Annotated in this window: 13 protein-coding genes; 7 read left to right on the top strand and 6 right to left on the bottom strand. The window is 50.1% G+C overall.

What is annotated here, in order from left to right; genetic code table 11:
* Position 1: 1 nt before the first annotated feature.
* Positions 2-1,459 (bottom strand): hypothetical protein, encoded by a 1,458-nt coding sequence (locus ACN0YR_RS01600; protein WP_417847453.1) that lies wholly within the window; start codon positions 1,457-1,459, stop codon positions 2-4.
* Between the two features lie 89 nt (positions 1,460-1,548).
* Between ACN0YR_RS01600 and ACN0YR_RS01595 the strand changes: the two genes are divergently transcribed.
* A complete protein-coding gene (locus ACN0YR_RS01595; protein ID WP_417847452.1) occupies positions 1,549-3,273 on the top strand; it encodes an aryl-sulfate sulfotransferase in 1,725 nt (574 codons plus the stop codon).
* Positions 3,274-3,379: 106 nt separating this feature from the next.
* Here the strand turns inward: ACN0YR_RS01595 and ACN0YR_RS01590 are convergent, their stop codons facing one another.
* From ACN0YR_RS01590 to pruA, 4 genes are all read right to left on the bottom strand, one after another.
* Positions 3,380-6,877: a DUF1559 domain-containing protein gene (locus ACN0YR_RS01590; RefSeq protein WP_417847451.1), complete on the bottom strand. Its 3,498-nt coding sequence runs from the start codon at positions 6,875-6,877 to the stop codon at positions 3,380-3,382.
* Positions 6,878-8,452 carry a protein kinase domain-containing protein gene (locus ACN0YR_RS01585; RefSeq protein ID WP_417847450.1) on the bottom strand — a complete coding sequence of 525 codons (1,575 nt, stop codon included), beginning with the start codon at positions 8,450-8,452 and terminating at the stop codon, positions 6,878-6,880.
* Complete coding sequence (locus ACN0YR_RS01580) at positions 8,452-9,093, bottom strand: RNA polymerase sigma factor (RefSeq protein ID WP_417847449.1); 642 nt, start codon at positions 9,091-9,093, stop codon at positions 8,452-8,454. Before ACN0YR_RS01580 ends, ACN0YR_RS01585 begins: the two co-directional genes overlap by 1 nt.
* Before the next feature lie 353 nt (positions 9,094-9,446).
* On the bottom strand, positions 9,447-11,063 hold the full coding sequence (pruA, locus tag ACN0YR_RS01575; protein WP_417847448.1) for an L-glutamate gamma-semialdehyde dehydrogenase: 1,617 nt from the start codon (positions 11,061-11,063) through the stop codon (positions 9,447-9,449).
* Positions 11,064-11,446: 383 nt separating this feature from the next.
* Here pruA and ACN0YR_RS01570 point away from each other — a divergent pair, with 383 nt between their 5' ends.
* The 5 genes from ACN0YR_RS01570 to groL all read left to right on the top strand — a co-directional run bounded on the left by ACN0YR_RS01570 (position 11,447) and on the right by groL (position 17,816).
* Positions 11,447-12,637 (top strand): M24 family metallopeptidase, encoded by a 1,191-nt coding sequence (locus ACN0YR_RS01570; protein WP_417847447.1) that lies wholly within the window; start codon positions 11,447-11,449, stop codon positions 12,635-12,637.
* A gap of 397 nt (positions 12,638-13,034) precedes the next feature.
* A complete protein-coding gene (locus ACN0YR_RS01565; RefSeq protein WP_417847446.1) occupies positions 13,035-14,036 on the top strand; it encodes a hypothetical protein in 1,002 nt (333 codons plus the stop codon).
* A 291-nt stretch (positions 14,037-14,327) separates the two neighbouring features.
* On the top strand, positions 14,328-14,780 hold the full coding sequence (locus ACN0YR_RS01560) for a hypothetical protein (RefSeq protein ID WP_417847445.1): 453 nt from the start codon (positions 14,328-14,330) through the stop codon (positions 14,778-14,780).
* A gap of 832 nt (positions 14,781-15,612) precedes the next feature.
* The gene (gene groES, locus ACN0YR_RS01555) at positions 15,613-15,927 is read left to right on the top strand and encodes a co-chaperone GroES (RefSeq protein WP_417847444.1); all 315 of its coding nucleotides are present in this window, start codon (positions 15,613-15,615) and stop codon (positions 15,925-15,927) included.
* A 275-nt stretch (positions 15,928-16,202) separates the two neighbouring features.
* The gene (groL, locus tag ACN0YR_RS01550; protein WP_417847443.1) at positions 16,203-17,816 is read left to right on the top strand and encodes a chaperonin GroEL; all 1,614 of its coding nucleotides are present in this window, start codon (positions 16,203-16,205) and stop codon (positions 17,814-17,816) included.
* 194 nt (positions 17,817-18,010) lie between these two features.
* Here groL and ACN0YR_RS01545 read toward each other — a convergent pair whose 3' ends face one another.
* Positions 18,011-18,709 (bottom strand): hypothetical protein, encoded by a 699-nt coding sequence (locus tag ACN0YR_RS01545; RefSeq protein WP_417847442.1) that lies wholly within the window; start codon positions 18,707-18,709, stop codon positions 18,011-18,013.
* Positions 18,710-18,913: 204 nt separating this feature from the next.
* Between ACN0YR_RS01545 and ACN0YR_RS01540 the strand changes: the two genes are divergently transcribed.
* Positions 18,914-19,144 carry a hypothetical protein gene (locus tag ACN0YR_RS01540; protein ID WP_417847441.1) on the top strand — a complete coding sequence of 77 codons (231 nt, stop codon included), beginning with the start codon at positions 18,914-18,916 and terminating at the stop codon, positions 19,142-19,144.
* Positions 19,145-19,234: the final 90 nt, after the last annotated feature.

The following is a 19,234-nucleotide window of genomic DNA, read 5'->3' as shown; positions in this document are numbered from 1 at the left end:
ATCACTCTGGATGCCGCAGCTTCACCCATTTGTTCATGTCCATCATCGAAGCCCAGTCGGGTTCGTTGGCAACACCAAACCCGGAGCATTGCAGGCTGGCACAATTGACTTGGCCGTTTTGGATATTGAGGAAACCTTCTCCCTCTTTTCCCACATAGAGATCGGGATGGCTTGCTATAGCATTCGCCCGGTCTTTCTCAGAGAGCATGGAGAGTCCAAAGTTGTAGTGGTGACCGTTTCTTTCGCAGTGTTCGATCCCCAATATCCCCAGTGTCGTGAAGTCCTGTTGAAGTGGGACAACGGGAAGGTTTTGCAGGTCTTCGGCACTAAGGAATGTTGAACGGCCCGTCTCTGCTCGCTTCATCATGAGTGCGTAATTTGCCAGCGATTTAAAAACACCTTTGCAGTTCTTATGCGATGTTCCGTCGTAGCCGATGTCGAGGGCCCGGCGGTAGGAATCGGTCGTGCCGTCCGATTCATCAATTAATAACGACTTCAGCTCCGCCAGTCGCGTGATAGATTTTTTCGTGGTGGGATCAAGAGTCAGTTGCCGTCGGAGCGGTTGTTCGATGTACGCAACATGCTGGAACATTCCCGTCAGTTCACGATCAAATCGAACGAGGAATTTTTCGAACGTTTTCAAATCGTCAAATGCCTCGTTGGCATCCAGTGTGATCACCGGTGCCTGAGCGGAAACGATGACATCCCAAATTGCGGAGAGTCGTTGCAAGTCTTGGTCAGGATTCCCCGACACTTTGATTTTGAAATAGCGAATACGATCTTCGCGGACATACTCCTCAAGTGTTTCTGGGAGCCCATCATTCGCACGGTTTGCAGCGTTCAGATCAGCCTCAGTAAGCGGATCTGAAGAGCCAATCGTGTGACGAATCCAAAATTGCGACAGTGGACGCTGCGGAAGTGATTGCTCGAATGGAAAGCCTTTGAGTTCCGGATGGATCGACGCGGCCTCAAAACCGACTTGTCCGGTCTTGACCATCTCGAAAATCGGCTTCTCATGAGCCCGGCAAAACGCATCCAGAACAGCTCGCTCAAACTGAGCAGATGCATAGGATGATGTTAAATCTTCCTGCTGCATCTGCCTCCCTCGCTGCATGATTTGTGGATGTGCTTTTTCCCAGAATTCGAACGGCGTTTCGAACTCCCCGACTGAAAGTGCGATCTCTTTGGCATCGTTAAGAAGTTGAACAAGTTCTCTCCGTTTCAAGTCGAGAGATCGTCCGGGACGTTTATCGAGCCAGCGAACTGAAAGCCGATCACCGGCGCAGCCAAAAGTTTCGTTACCATCAGAATCTTGAAGCACAAGCCGAATGTGTCCCAACGGATTGAGGAGCCCTTGCTGCGATTTATTTTCTTGTTTTTGCTTTCCGAGAGAAAACAGCATTCGTCCCGGTTTCGTTTCACGAACGTAAAGTTCGATTTTTTTTATTGAGTATGACATTGAGTGACTTTGATGTGAGGTGAAGGTTTGGGGAAGGGGTGTTAAAGTGTACGGAAATTCTGACAGCTAGACCAATTTCGGGACTGAAAATGTTGCGTTTCTATCTCATTCGCTTTTTTCTGCAACCACTGTCTCTCCTGACATTCTGCGGAGTCGTTTTGTCGACGAGTTTACATGCCCGGGATGACGGTGCCGACACGAATGGTCCGTCGCTGTTTTCGACGATCCCGGTTGTCTCTCCCAATCCGCAATGGAGAGCACCACTCGTGGCCTATGTTGACGTGACCGCAACAAAGCCCGTCATCGGTTCATTGGAAATTACCGACGGAAAGAGTTCGTGGACGATTGAAGGACCGAAAAAGTCGACTCGTCAATTGCGTCTTATTGCACATAGTCTCCGGCCGGATCGCAAGCACGAAATTAAAGTCCGCTTGACCGACCCGGTGTCAGGACATTTCGAGATCAGCAAACCGCTCAGCTATCAGACAATTCCGCTTCCCCGCAATTTTCCACCGATCAAAATTACACATGTCCAGCCAGAGAAAGTCGAACCGGGTGTCTTATTGTTTCCGATCAACTTGTGGAGAGACGATACGAGTGTGATGGACTATGGTTATTTGATCGCGTTGAACCAGCAGGGAGAAATCGTCTGGTTCATGAGAACCGGACATCGGACGGCGGATGTTCGTTTGCTGAAGAACGGCAACATTTTGTTTCAGCATGGCAATTACCGATATGCGTTTGAAATCGATTTGGTGGGCAATCTTGTTCGCCAATGGCACGCAGCCAGGTTGACTGATGCTCCGAATCCGAAGTCGATCCCGGTGGATGTTGACACCATGCACCATGAAATTGCGCAGCATCCAAATGGGAACCTGTTCACTCTCTCGACAGACCTCGTCAAGTTCGACAAGTTCCCCACCAGTGTGACGGACCCCGAAGCAGAATGGAAACCTGCACATGTTGTTTGCGATCAGCTGATTGAATTTGTTCCGTCAACAGGTGAAGTTGTAAGACGTGTTGAGCTGAAGGATTACCTGGATCAAACACGCTTCAGTTTTTTATCTCGCGGTTCGTTCTGGAAACCGAAATACAATCACCTGATCGACGACTATAGCCGAGACTGGTGCCACGCCAACGGGTTGCTTCTCATTCCAGAAGAGGATGCCGCCATTATTTCTTTCCGACATCTGGATTGCCTTATGAAGTTTGATCTCAAACGCGAGGAGATTATCTGGATTCTGGGAACCCCTGACGGTTGGGGGGAGGAGTGGCAGAAGTACCTTCTGAAACCGGTCGGCGACAATTTCGCGTGGCCGTACCATCAACATGGTCCTCAGCTGACACCGGACGGCAATATCCGGTTATATGATAATGGAAACTACCGCACGCGCCCGTTCAACACACCGCTCAAAGGAAGTGAAAATCATAGCCGCGTCGTGGAATTCAAGGTTGATGAAAAAGCAAAGACAGTCCAGCAACTCTGGGAGTACGACGGCTCGCCTGATGAGATGTTCTTCTGTCCCTTCTACTGTGAAGCGGACTTGATGCCGCAGACCGGAAACTATCTCATTACCGATGGTGGACACGTCGAGTTCGATGATGGTACTCCCTACAACGAAGTCCCCGGAAAACATCAGTGGGCCAGGATTTTCGAAATCACTGGCGACAAAGATCATGAAAAAGTTTTCGAGATGAAATGCGAAAGCCCGCTGACAAGCCCTTTCGGCTGGTCCATCTACCGCAGCATGAAATTGAAATCGCTCTCAGACATCAATGTTGAGGAGCAGATGATCCGCAAGCAACAGCCATGAACGACCTCTTCGCAACGGTAGATCAGTTAGTTCTACACGTGTGCCCGTGTAGAACGCGTTTCACCTGTAAGCTCGATCGTGATGTTTGTATTCATCGAAGCGACGTTTATTCCTTCGTTGATGGCTCACTCTCTTTGGGCTTTGCTCGACTGTTTTGAATCGCGTCGATCAACGACTTCGTGACATCTGAAGCTTCCTTCGGTCCGGCGTCGATAAACAGATGGCCGTCTTCATGTTTCAGTAAATAGACTTCCTTCCGATTACGTACAATTTTCTCGATCTCTTCAGACAAATGTTTTGTTTCGACATCGCTGGAGACTGAGACAGTGTCGTTCCGCTCCCCACGTGAAACCGAAATCTGATCGGCAGTCGGAAGTTTGAGGACAGCCTCGATAGCCTCGACTGACTTTTCGATCAAGGTTGCGTTGCTGACGGTGTAAGAATCTTTTCCCCGCATGATTTTCGCTCGCTGATCAGGGGGCGATTTCACCTCAATCGGTGGGTTAGTAAAAGGAGATGATGGAATAGAGCTAGGTGGGACAGAAGTTTCTTCCGGCTGTATTGGAGTGGCCGGGATCGTGCTCTTTGGCGTTTCATGCGGGCTGAATGTTTTTTTCAAACCCTTTGGATTCTTGATTGCCACAAACAAATCGCCAGGAAGGATCTTTTCGTTCTCTTCTTCTTTGATGATGACACCACTCAACACTTCGTCGTCCTGCCTGTGGATTTTCGCGGAGCCAACTGGTCGTAATGTGAACCATTTTCGTTTTGATGGTTGTAAACGAAAAATGAAAACTGAACTCTTTTGGTAGTCCGGCTCAGTAAATGGTGTCTCCTGCTTTTGATTCTTCATGGGCTTGAGGGCAATAGCATTTGTTATTTGCGGAATGGTCGCACGTTGTTGTGGTTGAAGCGAAGCAGAAACGCTTCCAATGACATACGTCTCTTCGTCTTCCAGATCATAATTACCGCCCACCTTGGTGAACGCCTCCTTGATTTTTGGCAGCAATTCCTCGATTGAATACCGCGTTGCATCAGGAGCCGCTTCCGAAACTGGGAGTGCACGACCTTCATTTGATGACTGACTTGCGAAAGAGTCTGTGATGGGAGCGAATGGGTCTGCGTCAGGTGCGATTACTGGCTTTACGGTCGAGCCATTCTTCAGAGCGAGTTGAAGACGCTTTACATCGTGCTCAGCTTGAATCGCTTTTGACTTTGCTTCTGTCAGCTGTTGGAGAGAGGCGACACCGTTTGAGTATTGCTCCTGAATTCTTACAAGATCTTCTTTTGCCAGCTTGTCAATCTGCTCCGCAAGTTCGAGATCGAGTCGAAGCATCTCATGTGATTTTGGGATTTCGAAGGATGATTTCGCTTGGTCAGGTGTTTGGTCGATGATTCCACGTTGAAGTGCGAGTTCTGCCCGCTTGTGTGCAATCGCAGCCTCGTTGACAGCCAACTCTTTATTTCTCAGTTCCTGAGATGACGCGAGATTTCGTTCAACTGCATTTTTCACCTCCTCCAATGCTCGCTGTGCAGCTTCTAACTTTTGCTTGGCAGCCAAGACTTCAAGATTAAGGATCTCTTGCTCCAAGCGTCTGGTTTCTGGAAGCGTGTTTGAGGCGGTGAAAGGATCGTAAAATGGAATTAGATCGGATGGGATTTTCGGAGGTTGCGGCTTCACCGGTTGAAGCAACACGGTTCCGAACGCGTGCACGATTGGTGGTAGCTTGGTCGGCAGACCATCTTTCATTTCGAAAAAACGGCGAATCTGCTCTTCGTCGGTCTCTTTCGGAATTCGGCGAACTGTTCCATCGATGAAGCCGGCATGGAAACCGGTCTCTTCATAGAGCGGAAGTTTGGGAAGTGGCTGGTCGGGGTCGTATTGTAAGTCTTCCGGCTTGGTCCAGGGAATTTTGAGATCGAGTTCAACCAGTGCAATGGTGTTCGCTGTGCCGTCATGGACGTCGGAGTATTTCGACCCCGCCGGGTTGCCGAAAAGTGTCGAGTATTCTGGCTCCCCGACCTGTCTTTTCGATTCAGAGACAACTGCATAGAAAGCCGAATTTTGCGAGTCGCTCGGATCGAGTGCCGAGCGGTAAACGTCCGGCATTTTCGCCAGCAATTTCTTGTTCTGTTCACTGTCCCAAGGTTCGTCAAATCGATACTGGCGATAAAGTTCGTGCTCACCCAGCCAAGGCAACAATTCGACCCTCCAACTAAATTTGGGAAACGGTTTTATTTTTCCCGGGCCATCGAAACTGACTTGATTAACCACGTTTTTTGAAGCTGGCGGAAAGTGCCCGTTCGCTGCGTGGTAGTTCAGCAATGCCTGATTCAGTTTGGTCAGATTGTGCACCGATTGCTGGCGAGGCGTGACGACGAATTCTCCGTTGTTGGAATTTAGTAGTACTTTGATTGCACGAGCAGCATCGGTCTCGGTTGGTGCATCAGGCGGCAGCCTTTTTCCAGTTGGTTCAGTTTCAGGTTGCTGTTGTGGTTGCATCGGCGGTACTGGAGTTGCCTCGACAAGACTTGGCTTTCGCGTTTTGAGTTCCTCCAATCGCCGCTGCACGAGTTCTGCTCGCCGATCTTCTCGACGTTCCAGTTTTGCCTCAATGGCAGCGAGACGGCGTTTCAGGTCGATCACCTGATTCTTGAGAAGTTGTTGCTCTGCCTCCCAGAGTTCTTCGCTGAGTTGTTCAAGTTCGCCAGCAAGCCGTTCTGATTCGGGCGCCGTCTCTGCGGCTTGAGATTGTGCGAAGTAGTCAGCTTGAGCATCGTGAACTTGTGCAACTAGACTTTGGTAGAGATCTTCTGGATGGTTCACTAGGACTGGCTGGCGAATTCCAAGCTCCAGCGCCTCTACGAAATCGCCATCGTTTCCAGGTTCTGATTTTTGTGGCTTGAGATGTTTTTGCTTCTCCATCACGACCAGCAGTTCTCCGATCCTCCGTTTGCAACGATGGACAGCAGATGCTCTCCCACGCATGGAATACAAGTCGTTGAAGATCGGCTCTTTGGACAACTCGCAGTCCTGAAGGTATCCGTGGAATTCTGCGGATTTGAGCTTCGAGTTGCGAAAATTCATCGGCAAGCGGATGTACAACTGAACGTCAGAGTGCGTTTTAATATCATCTTGGATTGCATCCACAAGTTCCTGAAGCTCTTTGTCGAAATCTTCTTCGACTACGATATCAGCATTGAAGACAACGCCGCGGACAGTCGTCTGAACGTCGAGTTCGTCCTGCACTTCAGGAAAGTTCTCGTAGATTGCATTTGCGAGGGGGCCGACAACATTCTTCGGGACAGCGATGAGTCGATAAGAGGTCGCTGCAGACGAGTCAGAACCTTGCTGATCATCCCACATAAACGCGGGGAACGTCTTTGAAGTTTCTGAGTAATTGATCCGGTTCGTCACCACGGGAAACGGAGGCGGATCGTCATTGGTCACTTTCTTTGCAGTGACAGGAGACGGTGCAGGCTCAACCTTTTCTGCTGGCTCAGACAGGGCTGACTGTTTGAGAAGTGTGACAAAGATCGTTGCCACCAGGCAGATCACAGTGACCAAATGGAAATTGACATTCAAGGTTGATTTAAAAATCATTTAGTTTGTCCTTAATTCAGATTCGAATGTCGGATTGACTTGGGGAGGATCAAGGAGTTGCAAGTTCGATTCCATGAGTTTGAGATCATCTTGCAGCGACTGAACATCGTCGAAGAGATTTTCGAGTTCACTGATTTCTTGATCGGTGAGCGGAGCTTGAACTGCGATTTCAGTTGGCTCAGCTGCTATGGCAGGGAACCTGTTGCCGGTTTCTGTGGATTCTTTGGGTGGGGCGAGAGGTTCATTCTTTGACGTCACTGAAGGGGCGACTGTCTCTGTTTGGGAATGGTGTGCAGTGATTTCGTTCGGTTCGTGATTGAACCACAGGCTGGCGACGACAACACAAATCATGATGCCGGTCGCCACTGAAGAAATCACCCATTTCGGCAAGTGTCGTTTGTTCCACGCGTTCAACTCCGCTGGCAACGGTTGCAGGTCTGGTTGTTGCAGGTGTGCCAGGCATTGTTCGAGCAGATTGGCCGCTTCTTCGGCTGAGTTAATTCGATCGTCTGGATTTTTACTTTGCAGCGAAGCAATGAATGTCCCCATCCAGTTTGGGATCTCTGGATTAATTTCGCGTATTGGACGAGGATGCGTGTCAGTGATTTTTCTGAGGATGCCGTAGCTGGTTTCTGCTCGAAAGGGTGGTCGTCCGGTGCAAAGTGTGTAGAGCACACTCCCTAAACTGAACAGGTCACTTCGCTGATCGAGGCGTTCACCGCGAGCCTGTTCAGGTGACATGTATTGAGGAGTCCCGGCGAGGACACCCGACTTGGTCATACTCGCATCATCGGCGGCGCGGGCCAGACCGAAGTCGGTGAGAATGATGCGGTCAACATCTTTCTCAAGCAGAATGTTCGCAGGTTTGACATCTCGATGAACAAGTCCTTGAGCATGCGCGGCTGCCAAGCCTCGGCAGACTTGAAGTCCGATGCGAACCACTGCAGAGACCGGCAACGCTCCGTCACGGTCAGACCGTTTTTGCAGCGATTCACCACCAATATACGGCATCACCAGAAACGGAAGTCCGTTCGCCTGAGAGACCCGGTGAATGGAAACAACGTTGGGATGCACGACCGAAGCAGCCGACTGTCCTTCTCGCGAGAAACGATTTCGAGCGGCTCCGGACGTTGCAAGATGGGGGGCCAAAACCTTGATGGCAACAAACCTGTTCAGAGCCGATTCAAATCCTTTCAGCACAACTCCCATACCGCCACAGCCGATGACTCCGACGATTTCATATCCACCAAAGCGACCGATCATCTCCGGGTAGTCAGTCGGCAGAAGTTGGTCCAGCACCCCGGTAATTGATCCGCGAGGGATGGCTCCGTCGTCGGTCTCAATTGCATCTCCATCCAGTGTTTTCTGTAGCTCCAGATCGATCTCGTCTGCGACGAGGAAGTCTGAGGCGTCTTGCCACCAGCCTGGATCAGCGGCGTTTTGTTCAAGTTTTTTGCGACAAGACTCACAGCGATCAAGGTGTGAGTTAAATTGCTGTTCCTCATCGGGGAGCAGCACCTGCTTCAAAAACAGGTTCAGCATTTCGGGATTACAAGAAGTTCGAATCTCCGGCATTATTCGTCCTCCTTTGTGAGTTGCGTCACGACTTCTCTCAAGCGTGACATGATTCGACTGCGAGCCGCATAAAGGGCTCCGATAGAGATTCCCAGAGATTCAGAAACCGTTTTCGACTGTTGGTTTTCGACCGTTGTCAGCCAGAACGCACGCCAGCTTGTTTCGGTGAATTCATTTTGCACGATACTCGCGGCGTGCCGAAAGGTCGCCCGGCGATACTCTTTTTCGAGCAACTCGTCGAGCGGTTGGCTCTCGGGAATTTCGTTGACGCGGAATTGGCTGGTTGAGGTTCCTCCCGTAGCCGCATCGGGGCGTTTTCGACTGAGTGCGTTGATCACTTCGTTACGGGTGACGAGAAGAATCCAGGCGCGAAACGAGCCTTGTTTGCCGACTTCGTCCCACTCACTGACTTTGTGAGCCGTCTTCTGGAAGACTCTCTGTGAAAGGTCTTCCGCATCGGCAGGTTGTAGTCCGCGTCGGCGGGCAAATCGATACACCGCAGGTCGGTAGATCGATTCAAACTCAGCCCAGGCACCGTGGTCACGTGGATCGCGAACACGAATGAGTAAGCTGCGACGAGTTGTGGGAAGTTCCGTCACAGTCGCCGCTTTTTTACCAGGGTCCACTCGATGTGCAGGCAATTTCGAAACCTTTCGATTCCTGCGCCGTCCGGGGTAGTGTCTACCTCGTCAGTATCCACCACATAGAACGCCAAGTCCATCTCGGCGTTATCTTCTCACAGTAAGAGCACACATCAGCGTCGAGAATTTGACACGAAAATTCTGAATTTGCAAAAAAAATGCCACGCATTTTTGTAAGTGCGTGGCGAATCGAACTTGTCATTCGAGTCTGTTTTTCGAAAACAGATTGGTTGAGCGACCTTGTGGAATTGACCAATTTAGAACCAGTCCGAAAACCTCTGGAATAGATGCTTTCCTCAACGTTTGAGAGAGCAATTTCAATTTTCAGGATTAGTTCTAAGTCGGCCGCCCCCCTACTCTTCGTCAGCGCTCTTCGGTGCGAATCCTCGACGCATGGTGTTCTCGGTGATATTGACAGGGAGCATAAATTGCTGCAAGTAATCCGGACCGCCCGCTTTCGAGCCGATCCCGGACATTCGGAATCCGCCGAATGGATGACGCTGGACAATCGCTCCTGTGATCTCACGATTGAGGTACAAGTTCCCGACGAGGAATTCTTCACGAGCACGTTTTAAGTTCTTCGGGCTGCGAGAATAGACTCCTCCGGTGAGAGCGTAGGCGGTGTTATTGGCGAGCTTGAGTGCATGGTCCATGTCGCGTGCTTTCATCACGGAAAGGACTGGTCCGAAAATCTCAGCTTGCGCCAAGCGGGAATCTTCTTCAAGAATGTTGAAGATCTGAGGCCCAATGTAGTAGCCGTCATTGCGGTCAGAAAGGTCGATCGAGACGATTGTCTCACACTCTTCGGCTCCGAGCTCAATATAATCATTGATGCGGTCGTATGCTTCTTGATCAATGACCGGGCCGAAATCGATACCGGGATCATCCGCTGGCCCGATCACCAGACTTTCGACCGCATTGACGAGTCGCTCAGTGAATTGATCAAAGATTGATTTCAACACAATGACGCGGGAGCAGGCAGAGCATTTTTGCCCCGCATAGCCAAACGCGGAATTGATGACCCCCTGAACGGCGTCATCCAGATCGGCATCGTCATCGACAATGATTGCGTTTTTGCCTCCCATTTCGGCAATGACTTTTTTGACGTTGAGTTGCGCCGGAACTGTATCCGCTGCGAGTTTGTTGATCGCAAGTCCAACCTCTTGTGAACCTGTAAAGACAACGAGGTCAACGTCTGGGCTGCCAACAAGGACCGGCCCCAGTTCTTCTCCATTCCCAGGAAGAAAGTTGAGAACTCCAGTCGGCAATCCGGAATCGCGAGCGATTTCCATCAGCTTGGCTGCAACAATAGAGGACTGTTCTGCAGGTTTCATGACCACGGTATTCCCCGTCACCAAGGCTGCGACAGTCATTCCGGTCAGAATTGCGAGGGGGAAATTCCAGGGAGCGATCACCACGGCAACGCCTCGTGATCGGTAGAAGAGACGGTTCTCTTCGCCCGGGTAATCACAGGCTAGCTCGGAGACAAGGTCTCGCATCGCCAGAGAGTAGTATCGGCAGAAGTCGATCGCCTCGGAGACTTCAGCATCTGCCTCCTTCCAGGACTTACCACTTTCGTGAATGATCCAGGCTGCAAGTTCGAAACGTCGTGTCTGCATTCCCGAGGCAATCAACTCGAGATATTCCGCTCGATGGTCTGCAGGAATTTTTTGCCATTGAGGCCACGCACGACGAGCAGTTTCAATTGCCTGTTCCGCCTGATCATGGTTCGCGGAGGCGACGGTTCCCAGAACAGTTTCTTTTGACGATGGAGAACGGGAAATAATGTGCGCGCGGCTATCCTGAGCCTTACCGTCGATGTTCAACGGATAGTCGGCACCGAACAGAGCCTCAACATCCTTGAGGGCCTGCTTCATATCCTCGCGGTTCTCCGCGCGGCTGAAGTCGGTATTCGGTTCGTTTTCAAATCGTTGAACATGAAACAGGTTCGGACGATCTTCCGTTGACATTCCATTCTCCGTCAAAACTGCCCGTCATCATCAGGGCAGAAAGTTCTCGCAGGCACTCAATACTCAGCAACGTAGACACTACGATTGTGTGCGGACTGCCGACACAATCGTTCAAAGTATTACGTGTGAAGCTAAAAAGTCGTAAGTTGTGCAGGATGTTGAGGTTTGAGTATTCCGTCAAGGACACTTGGCAGGGTGATTGAAAAGTTCCGCGACTTTAAGGGAAAAACGGCTTTCTGAACCATCGGGCCTTTGTGAATCCTTGGGAAGACCAGAGCCGCCACGCTACACTAAGAGGGTTCTTCTTCCGGAACCATCTTATCAATGAAATCAATATCGACCAATCTGTGCTCTTGTGGATTCGTCATCGAAAGGCCAGCAACATGTTCGACCTCCCTGCCATACAGCAAGCGTTACAGCAATTCGGTCTCGATGGCTGGTTGCTTTATGACTTCCGTGGAAGCAATCAGTTGGCGCGGCGAATCATGCAGCTTACCGATGATTCCATGGGGTCGCGAAGATGTGCCTACGGAATCCCAGCTAAGGGAACGCCGGTTCGAATTGTTCATCGCATCGAAGATTCAGCGTTGGACCACCTTCCGGGAGAAAAGCAGATCTATTTGCGTTGGCAGGAGTTTGAGGGAGCTCTGGAAAGCTTTCTGAATGGGAAAGATCGCGTGGCGATGGAGTACTCGGAGAAAAACGGGAACCCTTATATTTCTCGAGTCGATGGGGGAACAATTGAGTTAGTTCGATCCTTCGGAGCTGAAGTTGTCTCGTCCGGTGATTTGATTCAACTTTTCGAAGCTGTCTGGAGCGACGAGCAGTGGAAGATGCATCAGGAAGCATCTGTTCTAACGAACGCTGCGTTTGATCTTTCCTGGAGACTGATTGCTGACTCTGTGAGAAACGGCGACGGTGTCGAAGAGAAAGCTGTCTGCGATGCAATCATGGACCATTTTCACAGCAACGGGATGACAACTTATCATCCCCCGATCGTCGCTCGCGGGCCGCATAGTGGATTGCCGCATTACGAAACCGGAACGGGTCAGGACACATTAATTCGTAAACATGATTTCGTGCTGATCGATCTCTGGGCAAAAATGGATCGACCAAACAGCGTGTATAGCGATCTCACGCGGACTGGATTTGTCGGAGAAGATGTCCCTCAGAAATATACAGCGATCTTTGAGATTGTCGCTGCGGCTCGGGATGCCGGGATTGAAAAAGTGAAAACTGCGATGGCAGCTGAGGAACCGCTTCCGGGGGGGGATGTCGATGATGCTGTTCGGAACGTGATCGAAAATGCGGGTTATGGAGAGTTCTTCGGACACCGAACCGGCCACAGTATCGGTCAGGAAGTCCATGGGAACGGAGCCCATCTCGACAATCTGGAAACCCGTGAAGATCGGCAGATTCTTCCGCAGACATGTTTCTCGATCGAACCGGGGATCTATCTTGAAGAGTTTGGGATCCGCAGCGAAGTCGACGTTTTCGTAGACGCACAGCGACAGGTTCACGTCACCGGAGGACTCATTCAACAGGAGGTGATTCCGATTCTCAAAGAGTATTAAAACTGATCCGGAAATCTGAATTTGCTCTCTTTAACACTGAGAAAAGTGACCATTCCACAAGTTTTCGGACTGGCTCTAGTAAAATGCTGTTCGCCACGAGGCAGAACTTCGCGACCAATGTTGGATTTTCTCCAGTCGACCGGGCAGCCGGACAATTCAACTCTCCGGCATATAAGTGGCGTTATATTTTACCTGTTTTACCTGAGCCGGAATCCTTCCAAAACGGTACACCTGCATAAACAGAACATCCGATAGGATAGTCAGCAGCGCCCTTTTGACAGGACGAGTTCAATGGGGGGTTGATGTGTGAAAACGGCGAATTCGTTTTCGGTTTAAGCGGAGGTCGCGTGAGTTGCTCTCACCAGCGATCATGGAATTCCAGGATGGAACTAGATCGATGCTTTTTCGAACAATACACCTGCTCCCAGTTCTGTTGTTGACGACACCTGTTTTACTAGCACCTGCGGTGTCGTTGGCTCAGGTGGTTCCAGGGACAGGAACCCTCATCAATACTGATGATTTTGAGAAAGACGATTTTGATTTCGAATTGAACTGGCCCAAAAGTAGCCGCGAAGAAGACAAAAACGTTCGGTATCCTCTAGGGAAATCATCGAACGGAATGTGGTTCGAAAGTCCTAAACGGGGCATGCCAGATGTGCTCAAGCGGGTGGAAACACCAGCTGGCGGGATCGAAGGAAGTGTCGGAGCACTCTATATGCGTTCGCGAGACACTGGGATTCCCGGTCGTCCCGGTTTCAAACAGGCTCAGGACGATTTAATCATGTCCGCAAAGCCAATGACGCTCGGGTACTATCCTAACTACACTGTTCGCGTCTTCCTGCCCGATTGGGATCAATGGGAACAACGTCGTGGGGTCTCGTTTGGAATCCGTGCAGGAATGCAGGGACCGCAGGAAAAAGAAGTTGAAGGGGGCTTTGGTCGACGTCTGTTTCGCCGAATGAGTCGGACCGAAACAACCATCGAGCCCTACTATCCAGGATTCTTCATTCACTTTACGCCTAAAGATGATCCAACAAATAAGACTGGCGAAGCCTACGCGAACATTTTGATCCGTGCGAATCATTTGGGGCACGAAGTCCCAGGACCCGTGATCAAGCAACCGGGGTGGTGGACGTTCGGAATGAGTGTCACCCCAGATGGTCGTTGTCACTACTACGCCAGCCCAGGTGTCGACGATCTCACCTCAAAAGACCATATCACGACGCAGTTTCCATATCAGATTCAGGGAACACACTTCAACACAATCTTCTTTAACGTCTGCTCAGCTGACGATGGGAAGTCATGGTCAACACCATGGATTATCGACGATCCGAAAGTCTTCTACGGTTCCGGAAGCCAGACGCAGCAAGCACGTCGTTCCGGCACAACGATTCGATAAACAATCAGGTGAAGCAACAACAAGACCACGCCGCGAATACTCAATTCGCTGCGTGGTTTTTGTATTTATCGGGCAGAATTGATTTGAGGACGGCGCCGGTTTGTGTTCACGTTTTGTCTGAGTCGCTGAACCTGTCGCCATCTTTGTGTTGGTAAATTTGATTGCTCAAGCATTCATTTTTGATACAAACTGCGGATAGAGACTTCGCTGCCTGTTCGATAGGATGCAGGTCGACGCTGTTTCTTGGAAGCATCACTCCGTCTCTCAACCCGACTCACGCTTTGGATCATCATGAGTTCTTCAGAAGTATATCGCGAACATGGAATTATGTTTACGTACCCCACTGGATGGAGCCTGGAAGAGGCTGTCAATGATGGGGATGACTTGACGATCTCACTGACGGATGGAATTGCATTTTGGACGCTGACTCTCATGTGGGAGCGTCCTCCGATTGAACGAGTCCTTGCTGAAGCCAAAACAGCTTTTGACGAAGAGTATGACGAACTCGACGCACTTCCGGTGCAGGAGAAAATTTCACTCCGCGACTCCTCCGGGTACGACATCAGCTTTGTCTGTCTGGAGTTGATCAATCATGTTTACTTGAGGTGTTTTCGTACGGGGCGCTTTACTGCGTTTGTGATGTATCAGATGACCGACCACGAACAAAAGTACTACGAACCCCTCTTTAAAGAGATCACAGACAGCATCGATGCCGATCAAGATGGCGAAGTTTTCATCGGCTAGAACAGTTTGCCCGTCAAGAACGCATTTTTCTAGAACCAGTCCGAAAACCTCTGGAATCGTCGCTTTCCTCAACGTTTGAGAGAGCAATTTCAAGTTTCAGGACCAGCTCTAGTAAAAAAATGCTGTTCGCCACGAGGCAGAACCTGCAAGCCAATTCGAAAGATGCTCTAGCATTGCGTCCTGAAACGGTATAACGCCGTAATTTTCGGGTCTTGGTGAGCTTGTCCCGCGGAACTTCATGCTGTTTATTGTGCTGAACAGATTCTCGTTCCTGGACTCTCTTTTCTGCCTGTTTTCAAATGCTCGATTGAAGCAGAGGCAGCGTCTGTGCGAGTAGACCAGAGCGGTTATGCCCGTACAATATTGGCGAATGCAGTCACGACGTGACTCATGGGCCATTTCAGTATGGCTGAATCTTTATGGCTTACGGTGAGAACTGAAATCTGCGGAAATGTCGGGCAGGCTTCAGCGAAGGCGTTGTCATCCGATTGCTTCCTCTGATTTTCGCTGGAAATAAGTGGAGGTCCTGGAAAAAGCTGGCGTCTGCAGAGGAGGATTTCAACGTCTTTGCCAGAAATGTCGCTTGGGGGGAGCTTCTGCCAGAATGACAGAGCTTACGCGTGCAACCCCTTATCAACCGCCAAAACGTGTTGCTTCTCGAATTGGAGAAGTCCCTAAAGTGCATTATGTTAGCGGTTTACGCATCTTTTGAGATTGTGGCACGCCATTTGTATTAAGTTTCGTCAAGCATACCGGCGGTACGTGCAATCATGTCATTCGTGAGGCAAAAGCACCCCGCATCCATATTTAAACTGTGTAGGAGTGGTCATTCATGGCGAAGAAGGCCAAAGCGTCTGGCGGAACAAAAATTGTTCCTCTCGGAGATAAAGTCGTTCTTAAGCGGCAGGAAGCTGAAGACACCACAGCTGGTGGAATCGTTCTCCCGGATTCTGCCAGAGACAAACCACAACGTGGCGAAGTTGTCGCCGTTGGCGATGGGCACACCAAAGACGATGGCACGAAATTGCCATTGACTGTCAAAGAGGGTGATCGTGTGATCTTCAGTTCATACGCAGGCGATGAAATCAAAGTTGGCGATCAGGAGTATCTCCTGCTCCGCGAAGGTGACATCCTCGCAACGTATTAAGTCGCTCTCCGAAAACCTTTGTGATGAAGAATTTTCGGATCAGTGCTCAATCCCTCTGGCAAAGCCTGAACAATGATCTTCGTTGAATCGAATGAGAATGATGTCAGGAGCACGGCGAAGTTTGCCAGAGTATTGAAATCATTGAGAGTCGTGCCGCAGAAGAAAATTTACTCTCAGTGAGAAACGTTCAACCGTCAACGTAAAACAACCTTCGACGTTGCATTCGTCGAACTCCATACAACAACAATCAACTCAAAATATGAGGAGCCAAGACCATGGCTAAGATGATTGCCTTCGATCAGGAAGCTCAAGAAGCGATGCGACGCGGCGTGAGCAAACTCGCCAAAGCCGTTCGCGTCACACTCGGCCCAAAAGGCCGTAACGTTATTCTCGAGAAAAGCTTCGGTTCTCCAACCGTCACCAAGGACGGTGTGACCGTCGCCCGTGAAATTGAACTTCCCGATAAGTTCGAAGACATGGGAGCTCGCATGGTTCGCGAAGTTGCCAGCAAAACTTCCGACGTCGCTGGAGACGGAACGACAACTGCCACAATCATGGCAGAAGCGATCTACAACGAAGGTCTCAAAGCTGTCGTCGCTGGTGTCAGCCCGCTCGAAATGAAGCGAGGAATTGACAAGGCAGTCGAGCAGGTCACTGCGAAACTTCGCGAAATGGCCATTCCTTGCCGTGACAAAAAAGCGATTGCTCAAGTCGGAACTGTTGCCGCCAACGGCGACTCCACCATTGGCAAAATCCTGGCAGACGCCATGGAAGCTGTCGGTAAAGATGGTGTGATCACAGTTGAAGAAGGCAAATCCCTGACAACAGACTTCGAAGTCGTTGAAGGAATGCAGTTCGACCGTGGATATCTGTCACCTTACTTTGTGACCGATTCACAAACGATGGAATGTGTTCTCGAAGACGCTTACGTCCTCGTTCACGAAAAGAAAATCAGCAACATCAAAGACCTCGTTCCGATTCTGGAAAAGGTCGTCAACGCTGGCAAGCCACTGTTGATCATCGCTGAAGATCTTGAAGGGGAAGCACTTGCGACTCTCGTGATCAACAAGCTTCGCGGAACCTTCAAAATTGCTGCTGTCAAATCTCCTGGTTATGGTGATCGACGCAAAGCGATGATGCAGGATATCGCCATCATGTGTGGCGGACAGGCGATCTTCGAAGACCTTGGCATCAAGCTCGACAACCTGCAGTTGTCAGATCTCGGTCGCGTCAAGAAAGTTGTCATCGACAAAGAAAACACCACGCTCATTGAAGGGGCTGGAAAGACTGCCGACATCAAATCTCGTATCGATCAAATTCGTCACGAGCTTGAAGCATCAAGCAGCGACTACGATCGTGAAAAACTCGAAGAACGAATCGCGAAACTCTCTGGCGGTGTGGCTCAGGTCAACGTTGGAGCAGCAACCGAATCGGAAATGAAAGAGAAAAAAGCTCGTGTTGAAGATGCACTGCATGCAACCCGTGCTGCTGTGGAAGAAGGAATTCTTCCAGGTGGTGGAGTTGCGTTGTTGCGTGCTTCACTCAGCGTTGATCCTGGCAAACTGACCCACGACGAAGAAGTTGGTTACAACATCATTCGACGTGCTTGCCGTGCCCCACTGACACAGATTTCCAACAACGCCGGTCAAGACGGCAGTGTGATCTGTGAGAAAGTTTCCGGACAAAAAGGAAACGAAGGCTACAACGCAGCGACTGACGTCTACGAAGACCTTGTGAAAGCAGGCGTGATTGATCCTGTCAAAGTGACACGAACCGCACTGCAGAACTCTTCAAGTGTCGCCACCCTTCTGCTCACCAGCGATGCCCTCATCGCCGAGAAGCCAAAAGACGGCGACAAAGGCCGAAGCCACGACAGCGACCTTTACTAAGGTAAGGTCAACGTCTCCTGGCATCACCTGATTCAGGGTGATGGCTTCAAGACTACAAAGCCCTGAGTGTAAATTACGCTCAGGGCTTTTTTATTTGGCAGCGTATGGATTACGTGGTCAGCGATTCATCACGCCATCCACCACGCCAATCTATGATCGTTGATGACGATCATTTGGTTGAGATCGGGCTCTTTCTATGAACTCGCCAAAGCGAGAATTTTTAACGAAACGAGTCGCTGGATAGCTTCAAGGAAGGTTTCTCGTTCCTCTTTTGGTGTCTGTTTCAGCAGCGTCCGTAGTTTTTGTGGTCCCTGTTCGAGTTCTCGTATGATTTGCTCTGACTGCTTGTCGATGACGGCCGTTTGCACAGAGCCTGAAGCTGGGTAGAACAAGACGGTTGCCGGAATGGGGGACTCATCTTCGATGAAGGTGTGTGTGTCAAAAGTTGCCCAAACGTGAACCGGGTTCATGTGGACGAATTGCCCGAGATGCTGGGCTGACTGTTTATTGAACGGCTGACTGTTGGAAAGTATTTCTTCATACCGTAAGTGTGCGATGCGTTGCTTCAGCGCGACAAATTCGACGGCGTGTCGAGATTGCTGATTCACAATCATGTCTCGCTGCTGGTCTGTTAAATGGACTTCAGTCTCAATCCACTCCAGAAATCGCTCGCAATCCCGACTTGGTGTGTCCCGTCGATTGCGTTTCTCAACTCGTACGTACTTTTCGATCAGGTCGTCGAAACCACTCAATCCATCTGCCAGTAAGGCGCAGGCATTTTTCAATTCGTTGAGACGTTGTGATTTCATTGAGGGGCGAAGAGCTTCAGCGTTGGGAGCTTGAATCGACATGTTCGCACTTTCATGGGAATAAAGTTTGAGGGATGTGGTCATTAACTTTCGTGTTTGCTCTCTTCGAGAAGCGTGCTTTCATGTGATGAATCGCTCACTTCTACGAGGCTGAACACAAACATCTTTTCAAAGCTGGGCTGAGGCAAATTCATTTTTGTCGTCATGTCCTGTGGTGTCGCAGCAGAGGTCATTGCTAAGTAGGGAGTTCGCAAAGACTCTGTGCGACACCGTTTCAAATCATTCTTGATGATTGATTTGCTTCACTTGGTTTGCTTTGAACAGTCAAAAGAGTCCCCCGCTCCCCCCGAAGTCGAGGGACTCTTGCGTCATCATTTACAGCAAGTTGAAAATTCGACTTACCAAAATGACGTTGCTTCAAATCAAAGTGCCAGCCACTTCTCAGGAAAGTCCCTCTTGCACTTCAAAGGGCTGGCTATCGTGATCGCCGAGCATTACTGCTTGACGGGAAATCTCTGAGAGTCAATCAAATGCAGCCTTGGTGCCACGCTGATCCGAACTTGAGAGAATGTTCCTAACTCTTCAGGCTGCGTGAGTTACGGCAATGCA

This window comes from Thalassoglobus sp. (genome assembly GCF_048270125.1).
Lineage (GTDB): Bacteria > Planctomycetota > Planctomycetia > Planctomycetales > Planctomycetaceae > Thalassoglobus.
The sequence above is the reverse complement of the archived record's forward strand: the minus strand, read 5'-3'. Positions and strand labels throughout refer to the sequence as shown.

Excerpts from the sequence above, each read along its gene's own strand:
- ACN0YR_RS01600 (WP_417847453.1), bottom strand. The coding sequence starts at position 1,459 with ATGTCATACTCAATAAAAAAAATCGAACTTTACGTTCGTGAAACGAAA.
- ACN0YR_RS01595 (WP_417847452.1), top strand. The coding sequence starts at position 1,549 with ATGTTGCGTTTCTATCTCATTCGCTTTTTTCTGCAACCACTGTCTCTC.
- ACN0YR_RS01590 (WP_417847451.1), bottom strand. The coding sequence starts at position 6,877 with ATGATTTTTAAATCAACCTTGAATGTCAATTTCCATTTGGTCACTGTG.
- ACN0YR_RS01585 (WP_417847450.1), bottom strand. The coding sequence starts at position 8,452 with ATGCCGGAGATTCGAACTTCTTGTAATCCCGAAATGCTGAACCTGTTT.
- pruA (WP_417847448.1), bottom strand. The coding sequence starts at position 11,063 with ATGTCAACGGAAGATCGTCCGAACCTGTTTCATGTTCAACGATTTGAA.
- ACN0YR_RS01570 (WP_417847447.1), top strand. The coding sequence starts at position 11,447 with ATGTTCGACCTCCCTGCCATACAGCAAGCGTTACAGCAATTCGGTCTC.
- ACN0YR_RS01565 (WP_417847446.1), top strand. The coding sequence starts at position 13,035 with ATGCTTTTTCGAACAATACACCTGCTCCCAGTTCTGTTGTTGACGACA.
- ACN0YR_RS01560 (WP_417847445.1), top strand. The coding sequence starts at position 14,328 with ATGAGTTCTTCAGAAGTATATCGCGAACATGGAATTATGTTTACGTAC.
- groES (WP_417847444.1), top strand. The coding sequence starts at position 15,613 with ATGGCGAAGAAGGCCAAAGCGTCTGGCGGAACAAAAATTGTTCCTCTC.
- groL (WP_417847443.1), top strand. The coding sequence starts at position 16,203 with ATGGCTAAGATGATTGCCTTCGATCAGGAAGCTCAAGAAGCGATGCGA.
- ACN0YR_RS01545 (WP_417847442.1), bottom strand. The coding sequence starts at position 18,709 with ATGACCACATCCCTCAAACTTTATTCCCATGAAAGTGCGAACATGTCG.
- ACN0YR_RS01540 (WP_417847441.1), top strand. The coding sequence starts at position 18,914 with ATGATTGATTTGCTTCACTTGGTTTGCTTTGAACAGTCAAAAGAGTCC.